We start from the raw sequence: 16,072 nt of genomic DNA, 5'->3' as shown, positions 1-16,072 counted from the left end.
TGAATCGCTACATTAGAAAGAAAGGTAATTCTTTTTCTTTTTTGGCTTGTCTTTCACGTTCTTTTTCATCTTGTGCTTTTTGACGTTTCTGAGCCAATTCCTCCCTAATCTTCTTTTCTTTCGCAATTGCTCTTTCATTCGCTTTAGTTGTCATTTCCTGCAATTCTTTCGCTTTTCTTTTTAGCTCTTTTCTGCTATTCTCTTCAGCCTCTTCTTGTGCCTTAACTTTGGCCTCTGCCTCAGCTTTCGCTTTAGCTTTAGCTTTAGCTTTAGCTTCTGCCTTTGCTTTAGCTTCTGCCTTTGCTTTGGCTTCTGCTTTGGCTTCTGCCGCTGCTTTCACTTCTGCCGCTGCTTTCGCTTCTGCCGCTGCTTTCGCTTCTGCCGCTGCTTTCGCCTCTGCCGCTGCTTTCGCCTCTGCCGCTGCTTTCACCTCTACCGCTGCCTTTGCTTCTGCCGCTGCCTTTGCTTCTGCCGCTGTTTTCGCTTCTGCCGCTGCTTTCGCCTCTGCCGCTGCTTTCGCCTCTGCCGCTGCTTTCGCCTCTGCCGCTGCTTTCGCTTCTGCCGCTGCCTTTGCTTCTGCCGCTTCCTTCGCTTCTGCCACTGCCTTTGCTTCTGCCGCTGCTTTCGCTTCTGCCGCTGCTTTGGCTTCTGCCGCTGCCTTTGCTTCTGCCGCTGCCTTTGCTTTTGCCGCTGCTTTCGCTTCTGCCGCTGCTTTCGCCTCTGTCGCTGCTTTCGCTTCTGCCGCTGCTTTCGCTTCTACCGCTGCTTTCGCTTCTGCCGCTGCTTTCGCTTTTGCCTCTGCTTTCGCTTTTGCCTCTGCTTTCGCCGCTTTTTTTTCTTCTGCTTCTTCCGTTTTCGAATTGTTGTCAATGGCTGCTTCAGACTTTTCATCATAGACTTTAAAAGTACTTCCTACTTTTTTTAGAAAATCATCAAACTTCCCCACTTCTTCATTCCCCACTTCACTTGAATTCGTTGTTTCAGAACTATTTTGAACAGCCGTTTCTTTAATTAATTGTGATTTAGGTTTGCTTTTTCTAGCCATGATAATCTCCTTATATGCTTTTATATTTATTTCGTTCTATTTTTTATAAATGGCCTTGGAGCATTTATAAAAAATAAAAATCTTGTGTATAAAAAACAAATGACCGAAGCCATTTGTTTTTTTTACATTATAATTTGTTATCTTTGTTAAAACAGGATATTTCGAATATCCTTATGAGGAGATGCGATAACCGAGTAACTCGTTATGAGGTTCGATTCCGCCATATCATTTTTAGCCGTTTGTATGGCTGATTTAACAGAAGATATTTCACCAGTGATTAATACAAAGCCTTTACCACCCAAGCCTCTAGCAATTCGTATTTCAATAAGCTCGACATTTGCGGCTTTCGCACAAATATCGGCTACTAAAATAGAAGAGATTGCATTAATCGTTTCAACAATACCAAGAGACTTCACATCGCTGATTTCACCTGCACCTAACATGGCGGGTAAAACATCATCATGAATATTTGGTATTACATAGGATTCCAATACAAAGATACCGCCTACATGCGATCCATTCTTTATTGACGCTTCAACGGCCCCAACATCTCCAGCAATAATACTTACATATTTACCTGGACAAAGAGGTGACGCCATCAGCAGCTCAACATTTCCGGATTTCAGCATTTCATCAGTGGCTTCTATGCCAAGTGGAATACTCTTAAATTCCATAAAACCAACTGCTTTATTCAAAATACCACTTCTTTCTATACTGTGAATGAATTTAGACTAAATCAATAACAAATTTGTCTATGCGACGAAAATTAATCCGCCTAAAATTAATAAGTTGATTGTTTGCATAACAAAGATTGTGCAGGCAGGGGGGTCAATATGAGTATCTGCATGACTATTGAAAGTTCTAAGAACAAAATCACCGAACCACATTGTGAACATTCCTGTGATTGCTGCACCAATAATTGCTGCAAATGGGCTTCTTGTTACTGTGAATATGATAACTGCAGTTGACGCAGCTGGATAACCAACATGATGCCAGCATTCAAATCCAAATCCACAAGTAATAAATATTAGAGTAATAGCAGCAATAGCAAAGAAGATTGTTGGTGACATTTTAAATAGATACAGAGCTGTTTCAGATCCGCCAAAACCAAGGTTTCCTAACGCAGAAACAACGCCACCACTTAGAAGTCCAAGACCCAGACCCATTAAAAGAACAAATCCTAAACGTTGACCTTTAGCTACGTATTCACGCGTTTCTCCAGCCGGAGTTTTTCCTGTCAGGCCAGTTTTGCCAAATACTAAACGAACAATAATAGCGGAAAGTACAACGGTACAAGCAACAGTATCAGTCCAAGATGTTGCTCCAGTACCAAGGATACCAGAGAAAAGAACTGGTCCCAGCAGTGCAGAAACAATGTATTGAATGATAAAGCCGATCATACCGAAAATACCACCAACGAGTAATACCATCGGATCACCAGTTGTACAAAGTGGTGTTACGATATCTTGACCGTTTTCAATATGATTTCTTGTTTTTGCAAATGCTGAAGCGGCTACGCCACCAGCAAATGCAACATGTGGTCCGAATACAGGACCGAAAGCAAAAATTCCAATCGCTGGTGCGCCAGCTTGTCCGCCCAAAATTGCTGCCAGGGCAAGAAGACCACAGAAAATGAATGAGTTTAACCCACCAAGCATTGTTGCCAGCAGACCGCCACCAAAAGCAGCGATTAATAAAGTAAAGTCCATAATTATCCTCCTTCTAAAAATAAAATTTCAGGCCTCGATAGTGATTTTTTCACTATCCACGGTAATAATCTTACCGCTAATACTTGCAAAAACTTTTGAGCTTAGTTTCCCGTCTGGAATGTCAGCGACGAGTTGTCCTCTTTCCACTTGATCTCCAACTTTTACCACAGCCATAGCAGGAGCACCTATATGTTGTGACAATAATAGGTTGACTTTAGTGAATGTTTTATCCGTTTCAACCATTGGCGCCGGAAGATCATACTTCGTCAGTCCCAATCGTGATATTAAACGGTGAACATCAAACTGTTTGCCTTCTCTGAATGGTTCGGTTTCCGTCGGAGCATTGTGATGAGGATTTTTTATCCCTTTGCTTCCAAGTTCTTGTTTGAGCATGGTATTGAACTTCCAAGGTTGTAGGTCCATTACACATGCATATTGACATAAGCCACATGCACAGCATAGAAATGCATTTGTAGCTTGGGTGGTCGTATCACAGGTTGAACCATAGGCAGCAATTCGCATAAGTTTATGCGGTTGCAGATCATGTCCTAATGCATATCGTGGACATAATTCGGTGCAATAATTGCATTGCATGCAAGCCATTCCCGCCATTTTCATGGTTTCCTTTATAGACTTTGTCTTGGAAAGAATCAAAGAATGATCCTTTGGTAATACAATAAGTCCTTTTGTGGTTTTTGTAATCATTGACTCTATATCAACGATTTTTCCCATCATTGGGCCACCATTTATTACAACATAATCATCAATGGTCGTTCCTCCGGCTAATTCCAATGCTTCACGAACAGTGATACCCAAAGGTACTTTTGTTGTGATCTTATTCTTAACCTCTCCTGTTAGTGTTAGATAAGTATCCGTAACAGGAATATTGTCGATTAGTATATCATAAATATTCAAAAGTGTCTCGACATTTATGACTAAAGTACCGACGTTTAACGGAATTCCACCTTCTGGTACAATTCGTTTTGTGGTCTCATAAACAAGAACCTGTTCATCACCTGCCGGATAAAAGCTCTTAAGCTGATGCATTCTAATTCTGGGAAATGCGGACAATTCTTTGTTCAATGATTCAATTGCCGGTTTATAACTCTTTTTTAGACCAACGATACCTTCTTTTGCTTGTGTGTGATCCATAACAGCTTGAAGAGCTGTTAATATTTTAACAGTCTCCAACGCCATTAATTGTTGATCAACGCGCAATAATGGTTCGCATTCTGCACAATTGACAACAACTGTGTCAACTGTACAATTTATTTTGACATGGGTCGGAAACCCCGCCCCGCCAGCACCAACGATGCCGGCGTTTTGTACCAATTCAACTAAATTTGCGCTCATGAACAACACCTCTATTATTTAATATGAAATCCTCCTACTAATGTACATCTTCTTTTTCGAGTAAATGTCTTAGCAGATGTTAAACCTTCACCTGTAGGTCCGGCAATTGTAAAGGTTGTATATCCTTCACCTCCAACACCGATACCAGCATAAGAAGGAGCATTTTTAACAAAAATAGTACACTGCACTCTTTTTGCCATTTCACTTAAGTTGTTAACATTTGTCGAATGCATAATCGCTGTATGTCTATTTCCATGTTCCAAATTAACGGCAACTTCGATGCCTTCTTCAATATCTTTAACTCGAACAATCGGCAGAATCGGCATCATTAACTCTTCAACAGCAAAGATATGATCTTTACTTGTTTCCATCATGACAACACGAACTGAAGGATCTGCTTCAATGCCAATGCCCTTAAGAATTGTTATTGCATCTCGGCCAACATAATCTCGGCTTAAGCGGCCATTTGGAAAAACAAGCTCAGCTAATTCTTCAATTTTTTTAGCATCTTTTAATTCGTAAGCGCCATTCTTTTTCATATTAAAGATAAGATAGTCCGCCACCTGATCAACAACAACAACTTCCTTCTCAGCGATACAGGGAAGATTATTATCAAAGCAACATCCATCAACAATATCTTTAGCCGCTTTTTCAATATCTGCTGTTTCATCTACTAATGCCGGAGGATTACCTGCACCTGCTCCAATTCCTTTTTTGCCGCTTTGTAATACCGCTTTTACAACCCCAGGACCACCGGTTGCACAAAGCATGGTGATCTTATCGCTTGAAAATACTAAATTAGCACTTTCAAGCGTTGGATTAGCCGTCGTTACGATTAAGTTTTCCGGTCCGCCTGCTGCTATAATCGCTTTGTTTAAAAGTTTTACGCACAAAGCATTTGTTCGTTTCGCACTTGGATGGGGAGCAAATACGACAGTGTTTCCGCCAGCCAACATACCAATTGAGTTATTAATAACTGTTTCACTGGGGTTTGTTGAAGGGGTTGAAGCACCGATCACACCAAATGGAGATTGTTCATTTAAAGTTAAACCATTATCTCCGGTCCACGCTTCAGCAACAAGATCTTCGACACCTGGTGTCTTATTAATCGCCAGCTGGTGTTTAATCAACTTATGTTCATAATTACCCATGCCTGTTTCTTCAACAGACATATGGCATATTGTTTCCATATTTTCTTTTTTCAGCATTTCTGCTCTCATGGCTGCAATTAATTTACTTCGGAATGCTAATGTCTCTTGCATATATGACTTTTGTGCAATATATGCTGCATCAATGGCGTTTTGCATATCATTAAATACACCTAACTCACCATCTTTTAAGGCCTTGTCACTTTCCTCTGCACAATCAATTTCTGCCATCACTTTTTTTACAATATATTCTATACCTGTTGTATCAATATTCATACTAGGTACCTCCTGGATCAAGTTAATTTTTTTGTCTTATTTTAATGCTGCTAGTCCAGCTTGTGCAATGGTCATATCTTCATCAACCGTTCCCCCGCTGACACCAATCGCGCCAATGATTTTGCCATTATATTTCAACGGATATCCTCCGCCAAATACCACCATGCGACCATTGTTCGTCCATTGAATACCGTAAAGAGAACCCTTTTCTTTTACAAGTCCGGGAAGTTGATCAGTTGGCATTTTCAGTGCATTGGCTGTGAATGCCTTGTTCACTGAAATATCAATGCTTCCCAACAGTGAATCTTCCATCCGTTCGAAGTAGGCCAGATTTCCACCCGTGTCAACAACTGAAAAAACGATTGGGACATTTATTTCTATTGCTTTAACTCTGGCTGCCGCAGCCATTTTCTTTGCTAATGTCAGTAATGAATAGTCAAACTTCTGACATTTTGAATCAACTTCAGCTTCTTCGGTTTGTCCTAACGCTGCTAATTTATCTTCAACCCGGCTGACAACTTCTTTGATCAACCCGTAAAATTCTTCTGTGCGCGCCAAAACAAAAAGTGTATCCGACAATCGGTTCACAAATTTCACCAGTTCCGGTCGGCTACCTTCACTCTCGCGATTGTATGTTACAATTAATCGCTCGCCTCTTCTTACGACGGTTCGAGCAACATGGAGTGCTGCCGATGATGGGTTAGCACCGGGTATAATGAATTTCTTTTGCGGTCCGATGATTGCTAAATAATGATCCAAAACATCTTCCATATAATCAACGTCGTCCTGGGTAATTCTATCCGTTAACATCAACTTCCCTTTTTCATCACTGGCAAGCTCCGCCCCTAATACAAAAATTCGCTTTTGCAAATAGTGCAGAATTTCACGGATTTCCTGGTCTTCGCTTAGTGAATAGGCTAGCCCGATGGCTGAATTTGCTTCGTCCATGGTTCCATATGCATCAACACGGATATCATCCTTCGGTGTCCGACTCGACCCGAACAGGCCTGTCTCACCTTTGTCCCCGCTTCGGGTGTACACATTCGGCATTATTTCACCTCACTAAACGATCTGAATTTCATCAACAATACCAACGATAGTCATATCCAGTGGCGCCATCTTATCACCGTAAACATAGCGGGCATTACTGCCTGATGTCACAATAACTGTTTCGCCAATGCCTGCCCCTACGGAGTCTACCGCAACGGCTGTTGATTGACTTGAATATTTTTCATATTCGCCATATTCATCAATTTTTTTAATTATCAATAGTTTACAGCCCACCAGATTTTTATCTTTTTGAGTTGATACTACGTTTCCAACTACTTTTGCTAACTGCATAAATTCACCACCCTCGTTAAATCCTTATAATTTGTAGTCCAAATGTATTAATGGCTTCTACAGCATATTCTGTCACAATCGATCCAGCCGGTATTTTAACCACTTCTGCATCCCGTATTTTTAAAATGTCCGAACGCGAGATAACTTTTTTATCTAAAACACATTCGCCACTTTTTGCGGTGACCGCTGGTCTTACTGCTGGTTCTATATTTTCTGGAACAGCTGTGCCTGCTACAATTAATTTTTTGTTTACTGTGGGGGTTCCACTAACACAAGTAGTGTATAAGTCTTCACCATTTACTAATTGCATTCCAAAATCAGAAAGTGTATCCATATTATTGATTAACATTTGTCGATACTTCTGAGACGATTTTCCCATTCCCAGTTCCGCTCTTTGCGGATCATCGGGATCACAGGCATTTTTCGCCGCAATCACCGGAATACCAGCCATAATGCCATGGTTAATAATTGTTAGGAAAACCGAATCCGTTACCCCTGTTGCAATTTTTGCAGCAGTATTGATGCTCATTGTTCCAATAATAAGAACTTCCGCGGAACTGTACAGTTCCTTTTGGCTTTTGATATTTCCACTGTGATAAACACTATCAAGATTTAATTCTTTTTGAATAGCATCCGGATTTAATACCTTCATGCCATCGTCAGAAAGGACAACTTTTAATTGCCAACCATCTTTTTGTAATTTCAACAGTGAATCCATCGACTGCCTAAAACCAATTGCGCCTCCGGTAAAGAACACAACTGCTTTTTTAGGCTGATTTTTTATTCGCCTGATAACCTCATCAACAATCTTCTGGATTAAAATATCCATCAAACTGTCGTCGAGCATTTTCTTCATGTCCAAATTCTATCACCACATTTCTTACCTTTGACAATTAAAGGCGATCCCTAATGGAGTTACCAATAATGGTTCTACTGGTTTGATCGTTTTAATACCCGTTTCGGCTTCGAATACTTTTTCAAAATCATCGAAAATACAGGCACCGCCAACCACATAAATCACATCGACATCATATCCCGAAATAGCACGATTGACAATGGATGCCATCTTTTCTACAACCGGTTTGATAATCGGAAATATTTTTCTTTGTTCTTCGTTCCTCTTAAGTTCCTCTGCTTCTTCAAAGCTTATATGATGAAAACCGGCCAGTACAAGACTCATATGAGTACCCCCTGTTGCTTCATCGGCTGTGAAAATTACGTCACCATGTCTGAGAATGCTGATCCCGGTGGTTCCACCACCGACATCTACAACAGCACCATCCTGGATGCCGAGAACTGTAGCTGCAGCCGTTGGTTCATCGACAACATTTGTGACAATGAAGTCTGCTGAATCAACAACATTAGAGATAATCTTTGCATTTCCGGCCATGATTCCAGGTGGGATGGCTGTGGCGGCCTTGGCATAAGATAAATCTACACCTATTATTGCTTCTACCTCAGCTTTGAGTTTTCGTACAATTTGACTCGCTCCGATATAGTCAACGACAATCCCATCGCGGACAACTGACGCTCTTTGAGTAGCTCCGGCAATGGGACGATTATTCTCGTCAACCACTGCGATAACGATATTTGCAGTACCAAGATCCACGCCAACTTTCAGTTCGCCGGTATAAGGGTTGGCTTTTTTTTCACGGATTAGTTCTGCAAACTCCAATATTGCGTCATTACCAGATTTCCAATCCATTATTTCACCTGTTGGGGATTATTTTTAAATAATCATCATTCTTTAGTCCTGCTGCATTTGCCTCATCCGTATCAAGATGCATTTCATACTCATATTTATCCGATACCCTTGCCAGCACATTACAGAAAATTGTTTTACGAACACCACATGTCTCTACACTGACCCAGTCCTTGTCTTTAATTTTAAGCCTAGCTGCTATATCAAGAGGCATATGAATGTGTCTAAGTGCGACTATCACGCCTTTATCAAGTGCAATTTTTCCGTTTGGACCTTCTAAAGTAATTCCTGGTGTATTTTCAAGTTTACCTGATTCACATACTGGTGCTTGGATACCCAAAATTCTGGCATCTGTTAAAGAAACTTCAATTTGACTTTCTGGCCTGGCCGGCCCCAAAATCCGAACCTTTTCAAAGCACCCTTTTGATCCGATAACTTTGACAGTTTCCTTTGCTGCATATTGTCCGGGCTGCTTTAGGTCTTTTATATTGGTTAGCTGATAGCCCGCCCCAAATAATGTCTCAATATCCTCTTGAGATAGGTGAATGTGCTTGTTTGATATTCCTAAAACGACTCGATTTGGACTATCTTTTTCATTCATTAGTTTTTTGACCGTATTAATGACGATCTGTTCAATTACTTTTTTTTCATTTTCGTTCATAATTAACACCTCTTCTACAAAAGATCACTTATGTCTGAATCGCTGAGAATAGCAATTAACATTTTACTCTTCTTCAGTTTCTTCTCTTTTTTCTTGAATGGCGACTTCTGCTTCTGGCTCTTCAGGCAATGTATATCCAACTGTTTGGCTATTGTAAATTAATTTTTCAATGTCTTCACTCGGTCGTGCAATTACAATACTTGTAAAGCAGCCTCGACCTTTTGCACAAGCAGCGGTGGCAGCTTCAACAGCTGCTTTTACGGCGCCAATATCGCCAACCACTTTTATGGTTGACATACCATCACCGCGACACGCTTCATAACCAAGAAGTCTTACATTTGCTGACTTTACTGCCGCATCTGCTGCTTCTATTGCCGTGGCCAACCCGATAGCTTCAATTAGGCCTACAGCCTCTTTTCTACTCAAATTAGCCCCTCCTTACGACAGTTCTGTATTATCAAGATTTTTAAATGGCATCCTTTTTACCAGACGAGCCGCATTGCTTCCAATTGCGCGAAGCGTCGTATCATCACTGTAAGCCGGTATTCTGAAGATTGGTTGATCTTCTTTTAATTTGATAAAATGAAGGACCACTTCTTTTTCAGTAATCCCGATGCCAACCCCCAGATTTGATAACTCTGCTCCTCTAAAGGCAAGCTCCACGGGATCGGCTTCTTCCATTTCTACAACTAAAAAGGGTATGCCTTCCTCTTCAATACCATTTAATACATTGTCAACGACCTTTTGATAAGTAATATTTTTACCATGCAATACCATAATTTCCGGTTTTGGGGCATCGAAATTCATACGCATATTACACACCTTCTTCGTAAGCAAGAACTAAGCCAGTGGCTACTGCGTTACGTGGGCCCTCAATCCCTCTAATGTTTGCCCGACCTGCTACAATGCTGTGTTTCGACAAAACATCGGTTACCAATTGGGGAATTTCAAAATCTAATGCTGAACCTCCAACTAAAGTAACAAATTCAATATCACGCACGTTTCCGGTGGGACTAACTCGTTCTAATGAACGAATTGCATTTGTAACAAACACTTTTGTTTTCGCATCTCGACGTATCGTTCGAATCCGTTCCAGGGAAACATTGCCTGGGATCGGCATCATTCCATTAGGTGTCAAGATAACAACACGTGCAAATGCCGTTGGATCAAGTGGTTTATCAAAAAATTGAACGGTTCCATCTTCATGACGAATATGGAATAAACTTTCAACTTTTGCTAATGGATATTTTTTTATATCTTCCGCCAAGCCCATATCCTCGTATCCTAATTCGGATGCGATCAGCAGGGTAACCATGTTGCCGGCACCTGCTAAATGGATAGACTTGATTTCGCCAGCCTTATTTATTATTGCTGCATCTGTCGATCCAGCACCCATATCGATAATTGCTAAAGGTTTGTCACTGCCTGGTGTTGTAAGTGCGCCGCGAATCGCCATATCGGCTTCAACGCCTCCTACTTCAACTTTCACGCCAAGTTCAGTTTCCAATTCATGTGCAATCATGTTCATCTGTAATTTATCGGCTTTTACCATGGCAGCAATTCCTACTGCATTTTCCATCGAAAATTCATTTGCCATTCCACCCTTTACGGTTTGTGGAACAAACGTATCGACAGCTAATAAATCTTGAATTTTGATCGCACTGGGAAGCTGCTCTGTCAGATTTGACATAACTTGTCTAACCTTTTCAAGCATTCCGCCGGCATTTGTGCCAGCTTCACCTTTAATATCTTCTATCGGAGCCACGGAGCGTATTGCCTCCATAATTTTTTCAGCACCATCATCAACATTAATCTCGGCCTTTTTATTAGTTCCCTGAATAATAATTTTTCCGGCTGGTATTTTTCTTTCTTTTACATCTCCTGCCGGAGTTTTAATGATAACTGCTGAACGGTTTCCAATGAGCGCTCGGGAAACAGGAACGACCTGTTTTGTCTCATCAGAAGTTAAATCAAATACGGTGGCAATGCCATATGGGTTTGATAATTGTTCAACTACCGCACCCGGTGCAGCTACCTCAATAGCAGCACGCATGTTCATCGGTACCTTATCAATAAGCGAAACTTCATCAACAATCGGGATCTTTTTGTCAACACGGTTATTAATTAAAACGCCATCATCACGTTGGACAATGGCACCATTCACAAATATGCCATTCTTCACAGCATGGTTAATAATTTGAGAAGAAGCGTCAAAATCAACTTCTTTCGGGATAATAACGATCACTGATGCGCCTTTATCACAACTATTAACTTCCCTTATGTCTACAGTCACACCAACACCGATCCCCAATCCCCCTGGTGTAGAGGGATTGTGACCGATCATGGTGGATTCCGTAATGATTGTTTCAGTAATTGTTTCCATGGCTACATCACCAATAACGGGTGCAGCTTCATTGATACGGATTAAATCAACATTTTCTACAGCCAAACCAGCTTTTTCTAAGGCTTGTTTTAATGAGGCGAAAACTCCATGAATATTTTGGCGTGTTCCTTTCATGCCGGTAGTATTCACGATACCACTGGCAAGGAACTCAGGTTTTCCGTCGACATATCGGGCAAGCGCTGTTTCAGTACTTGCGTTGCCAATATCAATTCCTGCAATAATCATATTTTATTCCTCCAAACAAATCCTATACTGATAATCTTAATAGAATTCTTTTGATCTCTTTCTTGCATAATATACTTCTGCTGCTTCAGCTACTAATGATGCCGAAATAGGTGCTTTGTACTGATCTTTTAGTTCAGCAGCAATAGCAAGCAATTCTTCTTTAGTAGATTTGTAAGGTCTCATTGCATTATAGATTTCCAGCAAACGAGCATCAGGAACCGCGATCAGTTCAGCAGCTCTTCTTAAATTCAATGCGAATGCGCCACGTTTTACTGATTCAGCAACCTGTGCTTGCAATTCAAGGGTTTCAGGGCTGATTCTTAAATCCTCTGCTTTTAAATCGCCAGATAATAATTTATCTAATGTAAGATCCTTGAATCCTTTACCGCTTGCAGAGTGGATCAATTCTGGTCTTTTATCTCCGATTGGGTAATCTTCCTTGGTAACAGTTCCTGTAGCACATGTAGCGGGAGCTGCAGCGGTACCCATAGAACTCATAACTTGTTTAACAATTTGTTCCAACATTTGTTCTTGTGTCATTCTGGTCACCTCCACTTATACGAATGAAACTTGTTGTTCGACAGGCTTTTTGCCTTCTACAACATGTTCTGTTTCTTTAATATGCAACAATGCTGCTTTAGCTTGATAGGCTGGACGAGCCATCTGGTCATTTTTAACCGGAACTGGCGCTGGGCTTTCACCCTTAGCATATTTAGCAGCATTTTTCCCAATTGCTCGGAATGTTTCTAAATCGATCAATGGTGCTTGAGAAAATAATTCCAAGTTGCTTAATTGCGGAAGATCTTTCTGATGAATTACAGTCGTTCCTTTTGACTGGATGCCAATACCGATACCTGATCCACTTAATTTTGCAGCGGTATGAGCACATACAGCAACATCAGAACTTCTATAAACCTTAATCACACGAGCTTTAAGACCTTCTTCTTCAATCCCGGCGATCAGTTCTTTAAGAACTTTGTCATGTGGTATACCAACGATTGTTTCATGTTGGTATTCTGCAAAAGCAGGAGCCACAGCAATGATAACTTCATCGGATGCAACGCCTTGTTTTGCATCTCCAATTGGAGTAAGCTTAACAGAACCTGCAGCAGCGGCAACTTTAGAAGGAGCACTTGCGGCTGGAGCGGCGCCAGTCATTTCTTTTAATACATCTTCAATAATGCTTTTTAACATTTGTTCATTTATAGCCATTTTTTTACACCCCTTTCCTTAAATGCTTGCTGGGTCAATAGCCCATGGAATATCCTGGATTTGTGCCCATCTTTCATCACTGATAACATAACCAGTTTTTACTCCATGATAATCGTTTGGATAATTAACAGCAGAAATACATTCCCATGAAGAACTTAATTTTGAAGCGGTGTGTAGGTAGTCACCAGCAACTTTTTGCAGCTGGATATTAAAGATCGATTCAGCAACATCATGCATGCCGCCACGTTCCAAAGCTTTAATAAAGTCAATTGCAGTAGCGCCGCGTCCATATAAATCTTCTACCGATTTTAAATCAGCTACGACATCACGGTCAGGCATATCTTTTGAACCATTTGCATAAGTTGCAGCTTCTACTTCTGCATCAGTGATTTCTGTCAAGCCTAATTCTTTGAAGATTATCTGCATTGCACGGGCACCTTTAGCACGAGCAGCAACAACAGTTTCTTCATCAGCAGGTTGCAAACCACCATCGATTTTTAAGTCACGTTGAATGACATTCCAATCATCATAATCTTCTGCATCCCAGTTAGAACCGGCAAACATATTATCATAGTTTGGAGTTGAGCTGTAACCAGAACAGATATAATCAGTTCCTGGTACCATCTGCATTAATGAACGAGCAACTCGTCTTAAGTCAGAGTGTGTAAAAGTTTGGTCATTAGAAGAAGCACATTCTAAATCTAAACATGCAGCTAATAAGTTTTCAGCTAATACTTCACGAATACCACCTGGAACCCCTGCTGGAACACCGATACAAGAAACAGAACCGTTTTGGCTGCCTTGCACGCCGGCACCTTTAGTAATATATAAACATCTTGCTTCCAGATAAAGCATTGATTTACCTTCGGCATAACCCATTTGTACTTCTGATCCAGAACCAGATGTAAAACGCATTTTCAAGCCACGAGAAGCGTAGCATGATGCTAAGAAAGCTTTTGAGTAAGGCGTATCATCACCATCCATGAAAACTGCTTCTGTACCATATACAGAAATAGTTTCAGCATAAGCGGTGTAGCCTCTCATACCCAGATCAAGTTCAGTCGCTTCTTCAACGGCACATTGTGTTAAGATACCTGGGCGTCCAACATTTGCACCGACCATAATAGCTAAAGCATTAAATGGTGCATAGCGAGCGATCCCAACGGTTGTTTCCATTTCATCAAATCCACGGATAGCAGCTTCAGCAGCATCAGCAGCGATTTGAACCATATTATCTTTTACATTGGTAACATGACATTGGTTAGAAGGCATTAAACGCGCTCTCATTTTACTTTGAGCCATCATCATTTCTAATACTGTCATAAGTCCAAGTACTTCTGTTATTTTAGCAGGAGTAATGGATGTTGTAATATCAACACATATTGCTCTTGGAACATTTATATCAACAAGCATATTGGCAATTTTCAGAGAATCCATTGCCATATATTCTGCTGCTTTTTCTTTGCGGATACCGAAGTTAGCGATAAAAGTATCAAGCATATCAAATTCTGCTCGTTTTTTACCATCCATTTCTACGATAACACCATTTTCAATGCATAAACTTGGAGTAGGATCTCCAGGATTATTCATAGCGATTAAACCAACCTCTGGCCATTCTTTAACGAAACCGTCCTTTTTAATTGGACGAGCTGCTAAAGCTTCAAATCTTTTTGACTTCATTGTCTTCATTCCTCCTTCTTTCTATCGAAAACTTACAAACAGCTACTTAAATATAAGGAGTTGTAGTAGATGGGCATGGACCGCCAAGAGCTTCTAAAGCTTGTTTTCCAACTTCTCTAGCAGCATAGATTGCTTGACGGACTGCACCAGCATCGCCTGTTATGAAGATCATTGACTCGTTTGAGAATTTTGTTCCGCCATTATCAGGTGAAGAATAACCAACAAGATCTACATTAGCAGCTTTTAAAGCAGCATCAGACATTAAAACGCCGATACCAGCTGGAGCGCCAACAATGATACCGAAAGCTCTTCCGATAGGAGCGCCGAATACGTAGTTACAAGCAAAGCTTGCTCTTGCTGTGTATTGGAATTCCAAATGGCCTGAAGCATTACCGTATACATCTCCGAAGGTTCTGTTTAAATCATTTAATGCGACTTCAACAGCTCGTTTAGCATCAGATACATCTTCAGCGCCAAAGATAATTAAAGAGCCATGACCTGCGCCGCCTTCAGTATCTCTTGCAAATTCAACTGATACGATTTCTGAATTGGTAGCTTTTACAGCTTCATCAGCAGCGAAAACTTGAGGACCAGCACCAGTTCTAGCGGAGAGGATACCGATAGATCTGTATTTAGGATCAATTTTCATCGCTTCATGCAAGCTTTTGTCCACGTTTGCAATTACAAAACCAATCGTGTTTCCAACTGCTGTTCCAACGAATTCAGTCAATCCGGAAACACCAGTACCAGTAGCAGCTGCAACCGTGCCCGTTTCCTTAACCTCATCCATTTTCTTCATAACTTCTTCCATCAATTTGTTCATTAAATCATCTTTCATTAATTTACACCTCCGTAATTATAAAATTTTATATGCTTGGTAAAATTTTTTCCACATCACCATGTGGTCTTGGGATTACGTGTACTGAAACAACTTGTCCAACTTTATCAGCTGCAGCAGCACCTGCATCAACAGCTGCTTTAACAGCTCCTACATCTCCACGAACCATAACGGTTACTAATCCTGAACCGATTTTTTCGTAGCCCATTAATGATACATTGGCTGATTTTACCATAGCATCTGCTGCTTCAATTGCAGCAACTAAACCTTTGGTTTCAATCATCCCTAAAGCTTCGTTTGTCATAAGCTTCATCCTCCTTAATTTCAAGATTTTGTTTCTGAAACTACCTATATTTTAATGCAAAGTCTATGGTAATTACTTGTGCTATTCTTATAAAATTATTGACCCTTTCTTTTGATTGCCATGAAAACTTCAAAATATACCTCTTTTTTATTATCTTTGTCAAAATACACATGG

At 40.7% G+C, this 16,072-nt stretch carries 18 protein-coding genes; all 18 read right to left on the bottom strand.

The genetic code is table 11. The features are described 5' to 3' along the window. Positions 1-7: 7 nt before the first annotated feature. On the bottom strand, positions 8-1,045 hold the full coding sequence (locus tag FZC40_RS17065) for a hypothetical protein (protein ID WP_186843737.1): 1,038 nt from the start codon (positions 1,043-1,045) through the stop codon (positions 8-10). Between the two features lie 146 nt (positions 1,046-1,191). Beyond that, positions 1,192-1,740, bottom strand: coding sequence for a BMC domain-containing protein (locus FZC40_RS05980; RefSeq protein WP_170253861.1), 549 nt, complete (start codon positions 1,738-1,740; stop codon positions 1,192-1,194). A 57-nt stretch (positions 1,741-1,797) separates the two neighbouring features. Then, complete coding sequence (locus FZC40_RS05975; protein ID WP_148603008.1) at positions 1,798-2,754, bottom strand: DUF7973 family transport facilitator; 957 nt, start codon at positions 2,752-2,754, stop codon at positions 1,798-1,800. Between the two features lie 27 nt (positions 2,755-2,781). After that, entirely contained in the window at positions 2,782-4,107 is a 1,326-nt protein-coding gene (locus FZC40_RS05970) for a 4Fe-4S dicluster domain-containing protein (protein WP_148603007.1), read from the bottom strand. Positions 4,108-4,121: 14 nt separating this feature from the next. Next, positions 4,122-5,531: an aldehyde dehydrogenase family protein gene (locus FZC40_RS05965; RefSeq protein ID WP_148603006.1), complete on the bottom strand. Its 1,410-nt coding sequence runs from the start codon at positions 5,529-5,531 to the stop codon at positions 4,122-4,124. A gap of 36 nt (positions 5,532-5,567) precedes the next feature. Then, positions 5,568-6,581, bottom strand: a complete 1,014-nt coding sequence (locus FZC40_RS05960; protein WP_148603005.1) for a cob(I)yrinic acid a,c-diamide adenosyltransferase — start codon at positions 6,579-6,581, stop codon at positions 5,568-5,570. Positions 6,582-6,593: 12 nt separating this feature from the next. After that, a complete protein-coding gene (locus tag FZC40_RS05955) occupies positions 6,594-6,872 on the bottom strand; it encodes a EutN/CcmL family microcompartment protein (protein WP_148566383.1) in 279 nt (92 codons plus the stop codon). A gap of 16 nt (positions 6,873-6,888) precedes the next feature. Then, a complete protein-coding gene (locus tag FZC40_RS05950; protein ID WP_243135765.1) occupies positions 6,889-7,728 on the bottom strand; it encodes a flavoprotein in 840 nt (279 codons plus the stop codon). A 24-nt stretch (positions 7,729-7,752) separates the two neighbouring features. Then, positions 7,753-8,577, bottom strand: coding sequence for an ethanolamine utilization protein EutJ (gene eutJ / locus FZC40_RS05945; RefSeq protein WP_148566385.1), 825 nt, complete (start codon positions 8,575-8,577; stop codon positions 7,753-7,755). A 4-nt stretch (positions 8,578-8,581) separates the two neighbouring features. Beyond that, complete coding sequence (pduL, locus tag FZC40_RS05940) at positions 8,582-9,235, bottom strand: phosphate propanoyltransferase (protein WP_148603003.1); 654 nt, start codon at positions 9,233-9,235, stop codon at positions 8,582-8,584. Positions 9,236-9,298: 63 nt separating this feature from the next. Further along, the gene (locus FZC40_RS17545) at positions 9,299-9,661 is read right to left on the bottom strand and encodes a BMC domain-containing protein (protein WP_148603002.1); all 363 of its coding nucleotides are present in this window, start codon (positions 9,659-9,661) and stop codon (positions 9,299-9,301) included. Positions 9,662-9,673: 12 nt separating this feature from the next. Then, positions 9,674-10,048: a glycerol dehydratase reactivase beta/small subunit family protein gene (locus FZC40_RS05930; protein ID WP_148566388.1), complete on the bottom strand. Its 375-nt coding sequence runs from the start codon at positions 10,046-10,048 to the stop codon at positions 9,674-9,676. Position 10,049: 1 nt separating this feature from the next. After that, on the bottom strand, positions 10,050-11,864 hold the full coding sequence (locus FZC40_RS05925) for a diol dehydratase reactivase subunit alpha (RefSeq protein ID WP_148603001.1): 1,815 nt from the start codon (positions 11,862-11,864) through the stop codon (positions 10,050-10,052). Between the two features lie 36 nt (positions 11,865-11,900). Beyond that, complete coding sequence (locus FZC40_RS05920) at positions 11,901-12,404, bottom strand: diol dehydratase small subunit (RefSeq protein ID WP_148603000.1); 504 nt, start codon at positions 12,402-12,404, stop codon at positions 11,901-11,903. Positions 12,405-12,419: 15 nt separating this feature from the next. Beyond that, positions 12,420-13,076: a propanediol/glycerol family dehydratase medium subunit gene (locus FZC40_RS05915; protein ID WP_148566391.1), complete on the bottom strand. Its 657-nt coding sequence runs from the start codon at positions 13,074-13,076 to the stop codon at positions 12,420-12,422. 18 nt (positions 13,077-13,094) lie between these two features. Beyond that, positions 13,095-14,756 carry a propanediol/glycerol family dehydratase large subunit gene (locus tag FZC40_RS05910; RefSeq protein WP_148602999.1) on the bottom strand — a complete coding sequence of 554 codons (1,662 nt, stop codon included), beginning with the start codon at positions 14,754-14,756 and terminating at the stop codon, positions 13,095-13,097. 46 nt (positions 14,757-14,802) lie between these two features. Beyond that, positions 14,803-15,594 carry a propanediol utilization microcompartment protein PduB gene (gene pduB / locus FZC40_RS05905; RefSeq protein ID WP_148602998.1) on the bottom strand — a complete coding sequence of 264 codons (792 nt, stop codon included), beginning with the start codon at positions 15,592-15,594 and terminating at the stop codon, positions 14,803-14,805. Positions 15,595-15,622: 28 nt separating this feature from the next. Beyond that, entirely contained in the window at positions 15,623-15,898 is a 276-nt protein-coding gene (gene pduA / locus FZC40_RS05900) for a propanediol utilization microcompartment protein PduA (RefSeq protein ID WP_148602997.1), read from the bottom strand. Positions 15,899-16,072: the final 174 nt, after the last annotated feature.

Source organism: Acetobacterium tundrae, from assembly GCF_008086615.1.
Classification (GTDB): Bacteria; Bacillota; Clostridia; order Eubacteriales; family Eubacteriaceae; genus Acetobacterium; species Acetobacterium tundrae.
This window is presented reverse-complemented; position numbering and strand designations above follow the sequence as displayed.

Coding starts and splice junctions, on each gene's coding strand:
- FZC40_RS05965 (WP_148603006.1), bottom strand. CDS start 5,531: ATGAATATTGATACAACAGGTATAGAATATATTGTAAAAAAAGTGATG.
- FZC40_RS05910 (WP_148602999.1), bottom strand. CDS start 14,756: ATGAAGTCAAAAAGATTTGAAGCTTTAGCAGCTCGTCCAATTAAAAAG.
- FZC40_RS05930 (WP_148566388.1), bottom strand. CDS start 10,048: ATGCGTATGAATTTCGATGCCCCAAAACCGGAAATTATGGTATTGCAT.
- FZC40_RS05925 (WP_148603001.1), bottom strand. CDS start 11,864: ATGATTATTGCAGGAATTGATATTGGCAACGCAAGTACTGAAACAGCG.
- FZC40_RS05975 (WP_148603008.1), bottom strand. CDS start 2,754: ATGGACTTTACTTTATTAATCGCTGCTTTTGGTGGCGGTCTGCTGGCA.
- FZC40_RS05970 (WP_148603007.1), bottom strand. CDS start 4,107: ATGAGCGCAAATTTAGTTGAATTGGTACAAAACGCCGGCATCGTTGGT.
- FZC40_RS05920 (WP_148603000.1), bottom strand. CDS start 12,404: ATGACACAAGAACAAATGTTGGAACAAATTGTTAAACAAGTTATGAGT.
- eutJ (WP_148566385.1), bottom strand. CDS start 8,577: ATGGATTGGAAATCTGGTAATGACGCAATATTGGAGTTTGCAGAACTA.
- FZC40_RS05960 (WP_148603005.1), bottom strand. CDS start 6,581: ATGCCGAATGTGTACACCCGAAGCGGGGACAAAGGTGAGACAGGCCTG.
- FZC40_RS17065 (WP_186843737.1), bottom strand. CDS start 1,045: ATGGCTAGAAAAAGCAAACCTAAATCACAATTAATTAAAGAAACGGCT.
- FZC40_RS05950 (WP_243135765.1), bottom strand. CDS start 7,728: ATGAAGAAAATGCTCGACGACAGTTTGATGGATATTTTAATCCAGAAG.
- pduB (WP_148602998.1), bottom strand. CDS start 15,594: ATGAAAGATGATTTAATGAACAAATTGATGGAAGAAGTTATGAAGAAA.
- pduA (WP_148602997.1), bottom strand. CDS start 15,898: ATGACAAACGAAGCTTTAGGGATGATTGAAACCAAAGGTTTAGTTGCT.
- FZC40_RS05915 (WP_148566391.1), bottom strand. CDS start 13,076: ATGGCTATAAATGAACAAATGTTAAAAAGCATTATTGAAGATGTATTA.
- pduL (WP_148603003.1), bottom strand. CDS start 9,235: ATGAACGAAAATGAAAAAAAAGTAATTGAACAGATCGTCATTAATACG.
- FZC40_RS05955 (WP_148566383.1), bottom strand. CDS start 6,872: ATGCAGTTAGCAAAAGTAGTTGGAAACGTAGTATCAACTCAAAAAGAT.